Source organism: Clostridium sp. CTA-5 (assembly GCF_054768135.1).
Window position 1 is genome coordinate 94,003 of sequence record NZ_BAAAAT010000007.1, and the last position, 17,307, is coordinate 111,309.

Genomic DNA, 17,307 nt, shown 5'->3' on the forward strand with positions numbered 1-17,307 from the left:
TTTACTAGTATTATTGATTATTCATTAAAGTTTTCTATCATTTTTTTTTACTTTATTATGAAATATTTTATAAAGTTATAATTTTAATATAAAATTCACTTTGTTTATTAAAAATTAAAAACTTATCTAATTTATCTATTTTATACACAATTATTTAAGTATTTATTTATGATATACTTATAATTATACAAACAAAAAGGGGGAATTAATTTTGATATTGCATCAAGATCTTATTATTGGTTTTATAGGAACTTATACTAAAAACAATACTATGGGGATTTATAAGTTTAGCTTCAACTCAAAAATAGGAAAAATAGAAAAGATTAATTTAGCTTATGAAATTGATAGTCCAAATTATTTAGCTATCGATAAAGAAAGAAACATACTATATTCTGCTTGTAAATTAAATAATAAATCTGGAGTAGCTTCATTTAAATTTTTTGGTGAAAAAGATTCTATTGATCTTATTAATTATAATGTTGTAGAAGGAGAAGCTCCCTGCCATTTAAGCATACGTAAGGATAAACAGCTTTTAATTTCTTCAAATTATTATGAAAATAAAATGAATGTTTATAATACTTTAGATGGTATAATTTTAACTTCTTATGCAAGTGCTGAACATAAAGGTTCAAGTATTGATCCAATAAAACAAACAAAACCGCATATAAACTGTTCTATTTTTACACATGATGAAGAGTTTATATTATCAGTTGATTCAGGAATTGACAAATTAATGTTATATACATTTGATAATAACAAATTGCTTCAAAGAGATGATTTTAGTTACTCTTTTCCTAAAGGAACAGGACCTAAACATATAACTTATTCAAAATCTAAACCATTCTATTATGTGTTAAGTGAAATAACTTCTGAAATTTTTATTTTTAAATATAACAAAAAAAATAAAACTCCGTTTGAAAATATTCAAACAGTAAGTTCTTTAGCACCAAGCTATACTGGTAAAAAATCTGGTGCTGCTATACATGTTCATAAAAATAATAAGTTTTTATATACTTCTGATATAGAAGCTAATTCTATTAGTTTATTTTATATAAATGAAAATGACGGGAAATTAGACTACATAAATACATTTTCTTGCAACGGTACTTCTCCTTGTGATTTTCAAATAGATCCTGCTGGTAAATATATAATATGTGGCAATAAAGATTCTAACAATATAAGTATTTTTTCTATTAATCAATCAACAGGCTCATTAAAGTTTTTAGGTTCAGAACACATTCCTGCACCTACCTGTATAAAATTTATTGATTAAAATGAACTAGAAAACTCTACTTATGTACATTCGTGGAGTAAGTTCGAAGAACAAAATATAAAATGCACTCTGTGAAAGTTCAAATAACCAAATATAAAATTTGGATTTTCACTTTTAGGTTCTCACTCAAAACATAGCTTAAAATATAATAAAAAAATTCGACTAAAATAAATTTAGTCGAATTTTTTATTAATGACATGAAAGAATATTCTTTATAATACAAATTTTTCTATAGCATATGCTACTCCATCTTCATCATTACTTTTTGTTATAAATTCTGCTACTTCTTTAACTTCTGGGAAAGCATTATCCATAGCAACACCTAAACCTGCATACTTAACCATAGATAAATCATTTCCTGCATCACCCATAGCAATTACTTCTTCTCTTTTTATTCCAAGACTTTCTGCCAATTTTTTTAGTCCTTCGCCTTTATCAACTTCTTTATTCATAAATTCTAAGAAGTATGGAGTACTTCTTAATACTGTATATTTTTCATAAACTTCCTTAGGTAATTTTTTTATAGTTTCTTCTAAAACTTCTTCCGGATCTATCATCATTACCTTTACTATGTTTTCATCATCATCAATTGAATCAAAATCTGCTATAGTTATATTAATTTTATTTATATCTGCTTCAACTTCTGTATATTGGCTAATTTTAGGAGTTATTAATCCTCTTTCTTCAGAAAAAGCATGTATATTTACACCTGTCTCTTTAGCTATATTATTTAGGTATTTTAAGTCTGATCCCTTTAATACAGTGCTAGACATTATCTCTCCAGTTTTTGCATTTTGAGATACAGCACCATTAAAGCTAAGAACATAATCTTCTTCTTTTAATAAATTAAGTTCTTCTAAATAATGTCTTAAGCCTTCAGAAGGTCTTCCTGAAGCTAAGACAACTTTAACACCTTTTTCTTCTGCTTTTTTTATTGCTTTTTTATTTCTTTCAGAAATTTTTTTATCACTTGTTAATAATGTTCCATCCATATCTAATGCTATTAGTTTATACATACTCTTCCTCCAATTGTTTAAAATTAATTTAGTATATAATTAAAATACTAAATCAGTACCATACCACATTGTATCATAATAAAAGCTTTTATCATACTTAATGCATAAATTTCCTATTTATCCAAAATAAATTTTTCTATTGCATATGCTACTCCATCTTCATCATTACTCTTCGTTATAAAATCAGCTATTTCCTTTACTTCATCAAATGCATTTCCCATAGCTATACCTAAACCTGCATATTTAATCATTGATAAGTCATTTGCTGCATCCCCCAAGGTAATTATTTCATCTCTGTTTATTCCTAACATTTCAGAAAGTTCTTTAACTCCATTACCTTTACTAACATTTTTATGCATAATTTCTAAATAAAAAGGCGTACTTCTGCACACACTATATTTTTCATAAATTTCTTTAGGCATTTTTCTTAGTGCTTCTTCTAATATTGGTTCTGGATCTATCATCATTAATTTAATAATATCTTCATCATCATCTATAGTATTAAAATCTACTACATTATAATCAATTTCATCCATTTCAGCCTCATGATCTGTATACTGATTAATTTTAGGCGTTATTAGTCCTCGTGTTGGCGAAAATGCTAAAATATTTATTCCTAAATTATTAGCTATATTAGTTAAATATTTTAAATCATATCCTTTTAAAGTAGATTTAAAGATTATTTCTTTAGTCTTTACATTTTGAGCCATTGAACCATTAAAGCTAATTACATAGTCTGTTTCTTTCAACAAATCAAGTTCTCTTAAATATCTTATTAATCCTTCAATTGGTCTTCCAGAAGTTAAAACCACCTTAACCCCTTTTTCTTCTGCTCTTTTTATTGCTTCTTTATTTCTTTCAGAAATTTTTTTATCTGTAGTCAGCAATGTTCCATCCATATCAATAGCTATTAACTTGTACATAATTACCCCTCCCCCAAAAGATTATATTATATAACTTAATAAAATAAGTAAATCATCTTCATTTTACAGTAACATTTTATATTAGGCAAATAATGGGGTGTTATATCCTAGTTATATGCATTGTAATATCTAATACATTTAACTCACATTTTGTAACTAATATATATTTTTTTCATAATATAAAAATATATATATAATTTGTTGAGGTATTGTTATGCTTGAATCAATATTGTTAGTTTCATCTTTATGTATAGATTCCTTTGTTGCAAGCATTGCTTATGGTACATCCAAAATTAAAATCCCACCAGTATCTGCTTTAATAATAAATTTAGTATCTACATGTACACTTGGGATTTCTTTATTCATTGGATCTATAGTAAAAAAATTTCTGCCTGGTAATTTACCTATGATAATAGGGTTTATTCTTTTAATGTGTCTAGGTATATATAGATTATTTGAATGTATATTCAAATCATATATCTCTAAACGTTCAAAAATAGACACACCTTTAACTTTTAAATTATTCGATTTTAAATTTGTATTAGATGTTTACGCTGATGAAACAAAGGCTGATTTTGATAATTCTAAAATATTAAATCCTAAAGAAGCATTTTATTTAGCATTAGCTTTATCACTAGATAGTTTAGCTGTAGGATTTGGTTCCAGCTTAACTAGTATTAACTATCTACAAGTTATTATTTTATGTTTTATTATAGGATTTTTAGCTGTATCTATCGGAGTTTTTGTTGGCAAAAAAGTAGCTGATAATATAAACATTGAACTTTCTTGGCTCTCTGGCGTATTGCTTATAATATTAGCTATTATTAAATTTTTATAAAATTATAAGGCTACGTTTTAAAACATAGCCTTATAATTTTATATTTAAATATCTAAAATTTCTTTTATCTTATTAATATCTATATTTTCTTCAAATATACTTGATAGCTTTTCATATTGCTCATCCTTATATTCAGCTATTTGTTTAAGATTATTATCTTCTGAAACTTTGATATTATTATTTTTTTTCAATACATTTATAAATGAATTAGTAAATTCCTCAGAATCAAATATTCCATGCAAATAAGTTCCTACTACATTACCAACTTTATTGCATACACCAATAGTATTTCCTTCTAAATCTTTTATAAATGGTTTTGCATTTTTCCCAACTTTGCTTATACCATTGTGTATCTCATATCCACTAACATTTTTGTTTTCTAGATTATTAATATTTTCAAGATTACATACAACTTCTGCTTCTACTTGTTTAGTAATTTTTCTTTCATTAAATCTTGTTCTTATATCTAGTAATCCAAAACCTTCTTCCTGTAGAACCTTACCTTCTACTCCTGCTTTATCTAGCAGTAGTTTTCCAAGCATTTGGTATCCTCCACATATTCCTACTATCAATGTCCCATTTTGATGTAAATTAATTATTTCCTCAAACAAACCATTTTCTTTTAAAATTTTCAAATCTTCAATAGTGTTTTTAGTACCTGGAATAATTACTAAATTAGGTTTTTTTAAATCTTTTACACTTTCAACATATCTAATATTTACATCTTCTATTCTATCTAAAACAGTGAAATCAGTGAAATTTGACATATGTGAAAGCCTAATTATAGCTATATCAAGCTTTTCTTTTTTTACCTCATTTTTAATTCTATCAGTAACACTATCCTCATCATCAATATCTAAAAGTTCATAAGGCATAACACCTAATACAGGTATTTTAATTATATCTTCTAATTGTTTTATTGCAGGTTTAAAAAAGTCTTTATTTCCCCTAAATTTATTTATTATAACACCTTTAACCCTTTTTCTTTCTTTTTCTGATAATAATTGTAATGTTCCAACAATAGATGCAAAAACTCCACCTCTATCAATATCTGCTACTAAAATTACAGGAGCATCTACACTCTCTGCCATATTCATATTTGTTATCTCAGTTTCCTTTAAGTTTATTTCTGCACAACTACCTGCACCTTCTAACACAATTAAATCATAATCACTGCTTAATTTATCATATGCAGATTTGGCTCTGGCTCTTAATTCTTTATTTAATTCCTTATACTTATAAGGTTCAATATTAGCATAAACTTTTCCCTCAACTATAACTTGAGTGTACTCTCCGCTTGGTTTTAACAATATAGGGTTCATTAAAGCACTAGGTTCTATTTTACATGCTTCAGCTTGTACTACTTGAGCTCTCCCCATTTCCAGTCCATCTTTTGTCACATATGAATTTAAAGAAATATTTAAAGCTTTAAAAGGAGCTACCTTTAATCCTTGATTTTTTAAAAATCTACATAAAGCAGTTGCCAAAGTACTCTTACCAACCGAAGATGCTGTACCTAAAAACATTATATTTTTCTTCTTCATACTACCCTCCAAAACCGTATTTTAACATAAGACATATAAACAAAAATAACGAGTCCAAAATTCCATGATTATTTTTCATTAGACAAGAACGTAGAATAATCTCATAGCAAACCTATTAGGTAAATCTACTAACACAGTATAATGGAAAATAGGTTTGTCAGATGGACTTGTTATTTTTTTATTATGCCTAGTATTTAATAATTAAGTACTTCTTTATTTAATTATTAAATATCCGTAGTCACCTGAAGTTTCTTTTTTTATAATTCTAAAATTAACTTTTTCCTTAAATATAGGTCCATCAAAAACAAATGTATGATATTCTCCATTTTCACCACTTGGATCACATCCCATTTCTTTTATGTTATTAACAATTTCTTTTGTTAATGTAAGACCTAAAAACTCTTTATTTAATAAATTTAAATTTACTTTTTTTATTACAGTACTAAATCCTATTTCTAAGAATTCATTTGTTAACTTTTCTCTATCCTCTTTCCATAATGGAAATTCACCCATCATTCCAGCTTCATTACAACGCTCTAAACACCAAGATTTATGAGCTTCTATATCTATATCACCAAAAACACATAAATCAATTCCTAACTTTTTAGCATTTTTTAAAGCCCTAGAAAATTCTATTGAATAATCATCTCCATTAGGGCAATTGACTTCTAACAAAGGTATATCTAAAGCTTCAGCAGTTTTTTGAAATAATTCTTTAGGTATACCATGAAACCAAGAATTATTATTTTTATCAAACGTAACTAAGAGTGCAGCTGGTTTATATCCTTTTTTAAGCATTCTATATAAAGATAACATACTATCTTTACCACCACTATACGAAATTACAAATTTTAAATTTTTCATATACACACCCTCTAAATTAATATTACTAATAAGTTGATTTTTAAATTCGACTAAAAATTATATTTACTTCTATTTACATATTTTAGCATATATTCAGAATATTTTTTATACTTTTAATTAATTTAATATTTTCTTCTTCTAATTTTATTGCTACTCTATAATAAGATTCATCTAATCCTTCATAATTACTGCAACTTCTTATTAAAATTTTATCTTCTAAAAGTTTTAATTTTAAATCAATTTTAGAATTAGTTTTAAAAAATATAAAATTTACACTAGGATTATATACTGTTAAATTATTTAATTCTTTTAAACCATTATATAGTAAAGACTTCTGATATTCCATATAATCTAATGTTTTTCTTATATAGTTTTTATCTTTAAGTGAAGCTCTCGTTGCTAAATCTGCTAATATATTTATATTCCACGCTGGAGTTATTTTGTTTATCTCATTTTTTAATTTATTATTAGCTGTTATTGCATATCCTATTCTCATTCCTGGAAGTGCAAAAAACTTAGTAAGTGATTTTATTATTATTAAGTTAGAATATTCTTTTATAAATGAGTTCATTGATATATTTTCTTTTACAAAATCTAAAAATGATTCATCTATTAATACACTAGTACCAGTTTTTTTAGCTTTCTTTAGAATTTCTATTAATAATTTTTTATCACTTATTACACCTGTTGGATTATTAGGATTACAAATAAAAATTAGATCTATTTCTTTATTGATATAATCTAAAATATCATGTTTTATATGAAAATTATTTTCTTTAATCGTTTTATAAAATTTTACTTCTGCATTAATAGCTTCAACGGCTTCTTTATATTCAGAAAATGTCGGAATAGGAATTAACACTCTTTTAGGATTTAATGCCCTTACTACATTAAATAATACTTCTGCTGCACCATTTCCCAAAATCAAATCATTAATATCAATATTTTCATATTCTGATATTTCATTTTTTAACTCGAAATAAGTTATATCAGGATATTTTTCTATCTCTTTTAAGTTATCTACTATCACTTGTTTAGCTTTATCTGACATTCCTAGTGGATTTATATTAGATGAAAAATCTATTATATTAGTATATTCTATCCCTCTTTTTCTTGTTATTTCTTTTACGTTTCCCCCATGTCCTAAATTAGCCACAAATATATCCTCCAATACTACTTAAAATTATAGCTAATATGTAACCTAAAACAGTACTACAGTATAATACTTTTGAAGTTTTACTTACATCCTCTATACTAGTTTCATTAATCATATCACCTATAGTAGGTTTTACTACTAACTTTCCAAAATAATAATTAGCCCCCCCTAGTTCTATACCCAATGCACCTGCCATTGCTGCCTCAGGATGTGCACTATTAGGACTTGAATGATTGTATCTATCTCTTTTATATATCTTAAAACTATTTTTATAATTATATCCTAAAATCATAGATGAAATAACTATAAAAATACCTGTTATTCTTGCAGGAATATAATTAAATATATCATCTAATTTAGCTGGAAAATATCCAAAATCTTTATATTTATCATTTTTATAACCAAACATTGAATCTAATGTATTAACACTCTTATAAGCCATAGCTAACGGTGCTCCACCGATTCCTGCAAAAAATAATGGTGCTATAACTCCATCTGACATGTTTTCTGCAATTGTTTCTATTACTGCTTTTATAATAGAAGCTTTATCTAAATTATTAGTATCTCTTCCTACTATAAATGATAATTGCTTTCTTGCACCTAAAATATCATCATTAATAATAAATTTAATAACTTTATATCCTTCTACCACTAACCCCTTGGATGAAATACAAAAATATATCAATATTCCACTTAAAATCACTCCAAAATAGCTATTAATTTTAGTAGCTAAATTTATAATAAAAAAATTAAACCCAAAAGTTAAAAATACAGTAATTACCCATGTAATTAAACCTGCTATCTTTAATGAATTGCTTAATAACTTTCTCATTAAAATCTCTAACTTACTTGCTATGCTTCCAATTATTCTAACAGGATGAACTGGATTTTCAGGATCACCTATTAATAAATCCAAAATAAATCCAATAGTTATTTCTATCATTCGTAAACCACCTTTTACTTATTCATATGAAATAAAATAATATATCAAAGATGCGTTGTATATTTTGTGTCAGACAAAGAAGTAAATTTAGTTAATTTGCTGACATAGTATCATACAAAATAAACAAGCATACTGGTCTATTATTTTTTTGAATGTGCCTTATATAAATATCTCAATATTTTAAGCAGTATTGATATTGTAGTATAAGAACGAACTGGCATTAGAATTTGCTTTTTAGAACTCTTAAGTGAAAGTCAAAATTTTATATTTTGTTACTTGAACTTACTCAGCGAATGCATATGAGTCGAGTTTCCTATTTCAATTCTGCCCATGAGCTTTATACTACAATATCAAGATTTTCTTAAAATATAGCCCAATTTAACTAAAAAATCTTAGTAACATTTAGTATTTTTGTAGGAAATTCAGTTGATATAACTACTTTATATCCTTCTCCTACATTTGGTTGCCACTCTATAAAACTTTTTTTATTATCATATAAAATTTCTAACAACATACCTATAGTTCCACCATGTATAACAGCCACAGCACTATCTATATTATTAATTTTTAAGGATTCTATTAGTTTATTAAAACCTATTTGTATCCTACTTTTAAATTCTTGTCTACTTTCTCCATTTGGACAACTTATACTTCCAGTCTCATCTATAACCCACTCATTATATTTAGGATGGTCTTTTAAATCCTCATGTGATTTTAATTCAAATTCACCAAAATCATATTCACAAAGTTCTGATAAAATATCATATTCCTTGTCTGGATATAAAATCTCTAGAGTTTGATTAGCTCTTTTTAATCCACTTGTAAAATATTTTTCACACATTGGATATTTATTTTTTTCCTTCTTTAAAATTAGTTCACCTATTCCCTCATCACTTAATGGAACATCTGATTTACCATAATATAATCTTTCCTTATTACAATATGTTTTTCCATGTCTAATCAAGTATATATCAATTTCTTTCATCTTTTAATACCTCTTCTATTCCAAAAAATATTCTAGATACCTTTTCAGATTCTTTTGATAAAAACTGTAGAACTTTTCCACACTCTTCTCTCCAAATTCTATCTTCTTGATTTAATGGAACTATACCAGAACCTATCTCATCGCAAATAATTGTTTTATCCTTCAAATAACTTAAATTTTCTTTTATGATTTCTAGTGCATTTATTTTCTTTAAAACACATTCTCTAATAAAAACATGAAGTCCAACTATGCATTTATATGAGAAATCTAAATTACTATCATTACAAAAAAATAAATCTTCTTCTTGTAAGTTATACTTTGATTTTACAAAATCAATCTTTCCATTATACGCTCCACCAAAAACTAAAATCATATAACCCTCCTCTCTTCATATATATAATACATATTTTAGCTAAAGTTAATATTGATTCTAAAACATTCCTGCTACTAATAATCCAGCTATTTCTCCCATTACTAATGAAAATCCTGCTACATCTCCAGATATACCACCTAATTCTTTAATACATTTGTTTACACAAAGAGTTACAATAAGACATATAGTAGGAACAATTATTATTCCAATAGATTTTAAGAACATACAAGAAATAAAATATGTTAAAACTAGTATTGTTAGTAAAATAGTTTTATCCTTAATTCCTGTACCTTTTTTAAAATAGCTTACTAATAGACTTTCTTTAATTGTAATTTTACTAATTAAAAAATATCCTGCAATACATCTACTTACTATAGGAATTAGAATTAAAATATATGGATTATTCCTTTTTTCTAAAAATGAATACATACTTCCAAATTGCACAAAAAATAATATTATAAGTGATATTACTGCAAATGCTCCTGTAGCTGAATCCTTTAATATCCTAAGTTTTTCTTCTTTCTCTCTTCTTGATAAAATAGCGTCACAAACGTCCATAAAACCATCTAAATGTAACATACCTGTTATAATAAATGGAACTACCATAAGTAAGACACTTTTTAAAATTAATGATATATTAAAAAAATTTAATATATAAAAAATTCCTATCCATACAGCGCCTACAATACCTCCAATCAATGGATAAAATTTCATCATATTTTTAGCACCTTCGTCATCCCACTCCACATATGGCATTGGAATTATAGTAAACATACTTAAAGACATAATAAGTCCCTTTATAAGTTTTTTCATACTTAATTCGTATCCTTTCCAAATATAGTGAAAATAATAATATATTGTTTTTTCGTTATGTTTTAATATGTACTAAATTAAATTTTTCTTATGATATTTAACATTATTAAAACTACATTCAATAACATTTTCACATACTTTAGCTAATTCAGTATTAATTCTTCCTAACTCTTTTTTAAAATTTTCACTTACATCATCATATTTTATTGAATCATTAAATATATAATCTGATATAATTACAACATTTTTAACTTTACATATTATTTCTTTGATATCATTTAATATTTTTAATGACGGAGATTCTATTATACCATCTTTTATAAACATTTCATTAACTAAAAGAGATGTTACACTATCAATTAATATCGTATCTTCTTTATTAATATTTTTTAATACTTCTTTTAAATCTTTAAATTGTTCTAACGTAAAAAATCCTAAGCCTAATCTTTTTCTAATATGTTTTTCTATTCGTTTTTTGTCTTCCTCATCATATGGCTTCATTGTAGCTATATATATAACTTTATCTTTATTTAAAGATAAAGCTATCTTTTCACCGTAATCAGATTTGCCACTCTTTGATCCCCCTATTATCAAATAATTCATATTATTTTTCTATTCCTATTCTTGAATTAATACCTTTTTGATATGGGTGTTTTATTACTTTTATTTCTGATACATAATCAGCTATATCTATTAAAACTTGATTTGGATTTCTTCCTGTTAAAACAACTTCTAAACCTTTAGGCTTACTTTTTAAAAATCCCATAACCTCCTGTAAGTCTATTAAATTTAAATTAATAGATGCTATTATTTCATCTAATATAAGTAAATCAATATCTTCATTAACAGCTTTTAATGTAACCTCTTTAAATCTTTTTGAATGTTCATTCTTTGTTTTAAACTGTTCTTCCTCTGACATAAATTTAAAAAATCTTTTTACAGGTTCCCCCTTATAAACTTGAAAATTTTCACCTAATTTTTCAATAGAAAGTAATTCTCCCGTATTATTATCTTTTAAAAATTGAGTAAGCAATACCTTTTTTTCTCTACCACATGCTCTCATTCCAAGTCCCATAGCAGCTGTTGTTTTTCCTTTTCCATCTCCACAATAAATATGTATAAGTCCTAAATCCATTATTATCATTCCTTACTTTTTATTTTACCTATATTTAAATCATATAAAAAAATCGCTAAGCGACTGTGAAGCGTCGATTTTTTTTAGCCATGCACCCTTTCCAAACGTAGTGCAGGAATAATGGTGTGGCATATTTATTTTATCTTATACTTCATCTAAAAATCCAGTTAATAACTTACAATTAATTGATTTCTTTTTAGGCACATGAAATAATGTTCCTTATTTAATATAAATTCCCCTTATTATTTGTTTTATCTACATAATATTAATAAATCAAAACAATTATAACATAAGAGAAATAAGCCAACGATACCTTTTATATCATTGACTTATTCCTTTTATTTAATAATATATTTTTCTATATTAATCCATTTTCTTTTAAAAATTCTTTTGCAACATCATTTGGATCTTCTCTTAACTCATCTACTTTATAATTCATTTCACTCATTACTTCATTTGTTATTAAAGGTGCTATATTCTCAATAATAGGTAGTATTTCTGGATGTTTATCTAATACCTCAGAACGTACAATCGGAACTGCATAATATGGTGGAAAAAAGTTTCTATCATCTTTTAATATTTTAAGATCATATTTTTTTAATAATCCATCTGTTAAAAATGCATCTACAACATCACTTTCATTATTCATTAAAGCTGTATATTTAGGTGTACCATCAATTCCAATTTCTTGTTTAAAGTTAAAATTATATTTCTTTTTTAATCCTATGACACCATCTTCTCTATTAAGAAACTCTAATGAAGTTGTAGCTATAAGTTTATCACCTACTTTAGCTATATCAGTTATTGAATCTAAATTATATTTTTGAGCTGTTTCTTTTTTTACTGCTAAAGCATAAGTATTATTAAACCCCATTTGTTTTAATACTTCAATATTAAATTTTTCTTTATAATCTTTCTTAACAGTATTATAAACTTTTTCCACATCAGATATTGGTGGGTACTTTAAAGTGTCTCCATAGCATGTACCAGTATAATCAACATACATATCAAGATCTCCTGTTTTTAATGCTGAAAAACATATTTGAGTACCCCCAAGAGCCTTTTTACGTTCAACTGAAATATCTGTATTAGCTTCTATAGCTTCCGAAAGTATGTTACAAAGTATCTCTTGTTCTGTATAATCCTTGCTTCCTATAGAAATTATTTTATCATTATTTTTTAATGATATATTATTTACTATAAATAAACCTAATATTATACAAGCTATAATTCCAATAAATTTCTTTGAATTTTTATTTTTCTTTAATTTTAGAATTATATTTTTAGAACTTCTTTTCTGTAAACTAATAGGTGTAACTAAAACTTCAATTATTCCAAATAAGAAATCAACTAATAATGCTAATATACAAGCTGGAATTGCACCTGCTAATATCTGATAATTATTAACTGTTCTTATTCCTGAAAAGACTAAATATCCTAGTCCTCCCCCTCCAATAAAAGCTGCCATTGTCATAAGTCCTACTGCAGTAACAGCAGAAATTCTAACTCCTGACATAATAACTGGTAAAGCTAAAGGTAACTGGACTTTTACTAATATTTGAAATCTTGTAAGTCCTATAGCTTTTGCAGCTTCTAACATTTGAGGATTGATGTTTTTAATTCCTGTATTTGTATTTTTTATAATCGGCAATAGTGAATATAATACAACCATAACAATTGCAGGAGTTGTTCCTATTCCTAAGAATGGTATTGCAAATCCTAGTAATGCCATACTGGGAATAGCTTGAACAACATTAGCTATTGCTATAACAGGTTTATTCAACTTTTTTACATAACTTATGCATATACCTACTGGTATTGCAATTACAATTGCTAATCCTACAGCTAAAACAGTAAGTTTTATATGTTCAATTAATAACATAAAAATTTGTGATTTAGCTTCCATTAAATAATTAAAAAATCCACTCATTATTTATTCTACCTCCTCTGTGTCCAAGAACTGCTGACTAAGAGTTGTAACCAAACTGCTTTTAGTTATTATTCCTTTTAATATTCCATTATCGTTAATAACAGGGATTTTAGATATTTTCTTTTCTTTCACGAGCTCAAGTATATCTATTATTGTGTCGTCTGGAGATATCTTTAAGAAGTTAGATTCCATTATATTTTCTATAGACATGTTTCTGTCAGCTTTATTTTGTATTTGTTTAGCTGTGACAATTCCTAAAAGACAATTAGATTTGTCAATTACCATTAAGCTATCAACATGAAAATTCCTCATTTTTTCCATAGATTTTAGTAATGACATATTTTTGTAACAAGTAACTGGATTTTCAATCATTATATCTTTTGCTTTTATAAAATCTGGAGAAGACCATATTCTATTTTTACCAATAAATTCACTTACAAAATCATTACATGGATTTTTAAGAATATTTTCTGGAGTATCATATTGAATTATCTCCCCTCCATTCATTATGCAAATTTTATCTGCTATTTTTATAGCTTCATCCATATCATGTGTAACAAAAACTATAGTTTTTCTTAATTTAGATTGTAAATCAATTAGTTCATCTTGAAGTTGTAACCTTGTTATTGGATCAAGTGCACTAAATGGTTCATCCATTAATATTACTTCTGGTTCGGTTGCAAATGCTCTTGCAACACCTATTCTTTGTTGCTGTCCTCCACTAAGTTCAGTGGGATAACGATCTAAATATTCTTCTGGATTTAATCCCACCATATCCATCAATTCATAAGTTTTCTTTTCTACAAAATTTTTATCTACTTTTTCTACTCGTTGAATTATTTCAATATTTTCTCTTATTGTCATATGAGGAAATAATCCTGTCTGTTGAATAACATACCCTATATTTCTTCTTAACTTTATAACATCTTTAAATGAAATATCCTCCCCATTAATTAAAACCTTGCCTGTAGATGGCTTTATAAGACCATTTATCATCTTTAGAGTAGTAGTCTTACCGCATCCACTTGCACCAATAATACTTACTAATTCTCCTTTATTTATCTTAAAAGATATGTCTCTTAAAACATTTTGATTTTTAAAAACTTTACTTACATTCTTAAATTCTATCACTAAAAAATCTCCCCCTTTTTGCAAGTAACAACTTTATTATAACATAAGGTTGTTACATTTTTCAAAAAAAGCTATATTTTAATTAAATAATAGTATGATAATTTAATAGAAAATCATCGTCAAAATTTGCTTTTTATAATATATTTTTTAACAAAAAAATAAAGACAACATGTTTTATTGTCTTTATTATAAGCGTTATGGATACATAAAATTATATACTCTTTCATAGCAATCTTCATCACCTACAAAATAGAAAATATCACCTTCTCTAAATATTGCATATGGACCTGGTGACATTACTAAAGAGTCTCCCCTTTTTATTGCTATAATGGTTGCAAATGTATTATGCCAAAAATTAATTTCTGATATATTCTTTCCTATGTATGGTGTATTATTATTTATATTTATTTCAAATGGTATAAATGGATTTATAGACTTAAACCTATCTGTTTTATCTATTAAATCTAACAACTGTTCTTTAAGATATTTATTTTCCTCTGTTTGTCTCTCTATACTACTCAATATTTCTTTTTTTAAGTCATTTACTGTTTGAATATCTTCATACTGTTTTACAAATTTAATTGCATTTTGATAAGATTTTATTACAACCCCACTTCCTTTGGTGGTATCTACAATTTCCATATCATTCAAAATACAAATTGCTCTTCTAGCAGTTTCTGATGACACACTATATTGAGCTGCTAAAGCTGACCTTGCATATATTTTATCTCCTACTTTATAATGTCCATTTGCTATTTTCGAAGCAATATCTGCAGCTATTTGTTGATATACAGGACTTACTATTTTCAGTTTTTTCTTCATTATTTCTATCCTCTTATTAAAATATATATTTATTAAATAATTACTTAGATATTAAGCTTATATAAAAAATCCAACAAGCTGATATCTTTCCTCTTTTATTTTTTAGGTTATATACCTTTCTAAAATATATTTTAATATAAGTTATTCTCAGGTTTAAACTTTTATAAATTCCTAAAAAATAAAACAACTTTTCAACACGTATTTTACCATAATATATAAATTTATTCTATCAATTATATATTAATCTGTTATTTATATATAAATAAACAGTTAGACATAATTAATACATCTAACTGCTATATTGTTAAAATTTAATTAAACTTATACTATACTTATTTTTTTATTATTTATTTTAAATCTATAACACTACCTCTTTCTATAAGTTGTGTATCTAATTCTATTATTTCATTTTCACATTTATTTTCAATAATTTTTATTAAAAGTTCGCATGCAGTTTCTCCAAGTTTATATATTGGTTGTGCTATAGTTGTAAGTTCTGGTTCAAACAAAGCTGACATATTTATATTATCAAATCCTAATACAGATATATCCTTAGGTATCTTATAACCATTTCTTATAAGATACTTCATTCCTCCAAGTGCCATTACATCACTACTATAAAATATAGCATCAATATTTTTTGAAACTGATAATAATTTTTCAGTAGCTTTCATTCCTCCTTCAATAGAAAAGTCTGACTCTATCATTAAATTTTGATTATATAATCCTAAACTTTTACTAGTCTCTATATAACTTTCATTTCTTAATTTAGCTACTTTAACTTTTGCATTTCCACCAACAAAGGCAATATTTCTATGATTTAATTTATATAAATATTCTACCCCTTGTTTAATACCTTCAATATTCTTAGAAAATACACCACTATATTCATTTATTGATTCTACATATCTATCTACTAAAACAAAAGGGACTTTATTACTCTTTAATATATTTAAATTACGTTCACTATTACCACCTGCTGCAAATATAACGCCATCAACTAATTTACTTATAAGTAATTTTACATATTTCCCTTCTTTATCTGTATTATTATAAGAATTACATAAAATAATATTATAATTTAATTTTTCCGCAGTATTTTCTATTGTTTTTGCCATCATTGCAAAGAAGGGATTTTCTATATCAGGTAATATTATTCCAATTGTATTAGTTCTATTTGTGCTTAAACTTCTGGCTACAGTATTTGGAATATAATTCATTTCATTTGCAGTTTTAAGAATTTTTTTTCTTGTTTCATCTGATACATTTATTGGTTTATTATTTAATACCATAGAAACTGTAGTCTTTGAAACATTTACTTCCTTAGCTATATCCATTATAGTGACTTTTTTCACAATGTCTCCTCCATAAATATTACTTTTAATAAGTTATATTTTTTCTATATTTTATAGCATTCTTATAATACCAAAAATAATTAATTTTACCAAATCAAATTTTTATACACTAAATTAGTTTTGATAATTAATCCCTTATAAATAAAATTCTATTTTTATAATTATAGCACATAGCAAAAAATTTTTTTAACATAAATTATATAAGT

Annotated in this window: 17 protein-coding genes; 2 read left to right on the forward strand and 15 right to left on the reverse strand. The window is 25.6% G+C overall.

Features of this window, described 5'->3' with window-relative positions:
• Positions 1-211 precede the first annotated feature (211 nt).
• The gene (locus tag ACYUET_RS13695) at positions 212-1,273 is read left to right on the forward strand and encodes a lactonase family protein (protein ID WP_460280488.1); all 1,062 of its coding nucleotides are present in this window, start codon (positions 212-214) and stop codon (positions 1,271-1,273) included.
• 212 nt (positions 1,274-1,485) lie between these two features.
• Here the strand turns inward: ACYUET_RS13695 and yidA (ACYUET_RS13700) are convergent, their stop codons facing one another.
• Both yidA (ACYUET_RS13700) and yidA (ACYUET_RS13705) read right to left on the reverse strand, forming a co-directional pair.
• Positions 1,486-2,289, reverse strand: coding sequence for a sugar-phosphatase (yidA, locus tag ACYUET_RS13700; RefSeq protein WP_460280489.1), 804 nt, complete (start codon positions 2,287-2,289; stop codon positions 1,486-1,488).
• Positions 2,290-2,402: 113 nt separating this feature from the next.
• The gene (gene yidA, locus ACYUET_RS13705) at positions 2,403-3,212 is read right to left on the reverse strand and encodes a sugar-phosphatase (RefSeq protein ID WP_460280490.1); all 810 of its coding nucleotides are present in this window, start codon (positions 3,210-3,212) and stop codon (positions 2,403-2,405) included.
• Between the two features lie 214 nt (positions 3,213-3,426).
• Between yidA (ACYUET_RS13705) and ytaF the strand changes: the two genes are divergently transcribed.
• A complete protein-coding gene (gene ytaF / locus ACYUET_RS13710) occupies positions 3,427-4,050 on the forward strand; it encodes a sporulation membrane protein YtaF (RefSeq protein ID WP_460280492.1) in 624 nt (207 codons plus the stop codon).
• Between the two features lie 44 nt (positions 4,051-4,094).
• Here ytaF and ACYUET_RS13715 read toward each other — a convergent pair whose 3' ends face one another.
• The 13 genes from ACYUET_RS13715 to ACYUET_RS13775 form a co-directional block, all read right to left on the reverse strand.
• Positions 4,095-5,594: a cobyric acid synthase gene (locus ACYUET_RS13715; RefSeq protein WP_460280493.1), complete on the reverse strand. Its 1,500-nt coding sequence runs from the start codon at positions 5,592-5,594 to the stop codon at positions 4,095-4,097.
• 213 nt (positions 5,595-5,807) lie between these two features.
• Positions 5,808-6,458 carry a Dph6-related ATP pyrophosphatase gene (locus ACYUET_RS13720; RefSeq protein ID WP_460280494.1) on the reverse strand — a complete coding sequence of 217 codons (651 nt, stop codon included), beginning with the start codon at positions 6,456-6,458 and terminating at the stop codon, positions 5,808-5,810.
• Between the two features lie 82 nt (positions 6,459-6,540).
• On the reverse strand, positions 6,541-7,614 hold the full coding sequence (gene cobD / locus ACYUET_RS13725; RefSeq protein WP_460280496.1) for a threonine-phosphate decarboxylase CobD: 1,074 nt from the start codon (positions 7,612-7,614) through the stop codon (positions 6,541-6,543).
• Complete coding sequence (gene cbiB / locus ACYUET_RS13730; RefSeq protein WP_460280497.1) at positions 7,607-8,557, reverse strand: adenosylcobinamide-phosphate synthase CbiB; 951 nt, start codon at positions 8,555-8,557, stop codon at positions 7,607-7,609. Before cbiB ends, cobD begins: the two co-directional genes overlap by 8 nt.
• 382 nt (positions 8,558-8,939) lie before the next feature.
• On the reverse strand, positions 8,940-9,542 hold the full coding sequence (locus ACYUET_RS13735) for a histidine phosphatase family protein (protein WP_460280499.1): 603 nt from the start codon (positions 9,540-9,542) through the stop codon (positions 8,940-8,942).
• Complete coding sequence (locus tag ACYUET_RS13740) at positions 9,529-9,915, reverse strand: bifunctional adenosylcobinamide kinase/adenosylcobinamide-phosphate guanylyltransferase (protein WP_460280501.1); 387 nt, start codon at positions 9,913-9,915, stop codon at positions 9,529-9,531. Before ACYUET_RS13740 ends, ACYUET_RS13735 begins: the two co-directional genes overlap by 14 nt.
• Positions 9,916-9,972: 57 nt before the next feature.
• Positions 9,973-10,728, reverse strand: a complete 756-nt coding sequence (locus tag ACYUET_RS13745; RefSeq protein ID WP_460280503.1) for an adenosylcobinamide-GDP ribazoletransferase — start codon at positions 10,726-10,728, stop codon at positions 9,973-9,975.
• Between the two features lie 72 nt (positions 10,729-10,800).
• Positions 10,801-11,331: a bifunctional adenosylcobinamide kinase/adenosylcobinamide-phosphate guanylyltransferase gene (locus ACYUET_RS13750; RefSeq protein WP_460280505.1), complete on the reverse strand. Its 531-nt coding sequence runs from the start codon at positions 11,329-11,331 to the stop codon at positions 10,801-10,803.
• Position 11,332: 1 nt separating this feature from the next.
• A complete protein-coding gene (locus ACYUET_RS13755) occupies positions 11,333-11,863 on the reverse strand; it encodes a cob(I)yrinic acid a,c-diamide adenosyltransferase (RefSeq protein ID WP_460280507.1) in 531 nt (176 codons plus the stop codon).
• A gap of 358 nt (positions 11,864-12,221) precedes the next feature.
• Positions 12,222-13,793 (reverse strand): ABC transporter permease/substrate-binding protein, encoded by a 1,572-nt coding sequence (locus tag ACYUET_RS13760; protein ID WP_460280508.1) that lies wholly within the window; start codon positions 13,791-13,793, stop codon positions 12,222-12,224.
• 3 nt (positions 13,794-13,796) lie between these two features.
• Entirely contained in the window at positions 13,797-14,924 is a 1,128-nt protein-coding gene (locus tag ACYUET_RS13765) for an ABC transporter ATP-binding protein (RefSeq protein ID WP_460280510.1), read from the reverse strand.
• Positions 14,925-15,119: 195 nt separating this feature from the next.
• On the reverse strand, positions 15,120-15,746 hold the full coding sequence (locus tag ACYUET_RS13770) for a TrkA C-terminal domain-containing protein (protein ID WP_460280512.1): 627 nt from the start codon (positions 15,744-15,746) through the stop codon (positions 15,120-15,122).
• Positions 15,747-16,093: 347 nt separating this feature from the next.
• Positions 16,094-17,101: a LacI family DNA-binding transcriptional regulator gene (locus ACYUET_RS13775; RefSeq protein ID WP_460280514.1), complete on the reverse strand. Its 1,008-nt coding sequence runs from the start codon at positions 17,099-17,101 to the stop codon at positions 16,094-16,096.
• Between the last annotated feature and the right edge of the window lie 206 nt (positions 17,102-17,307).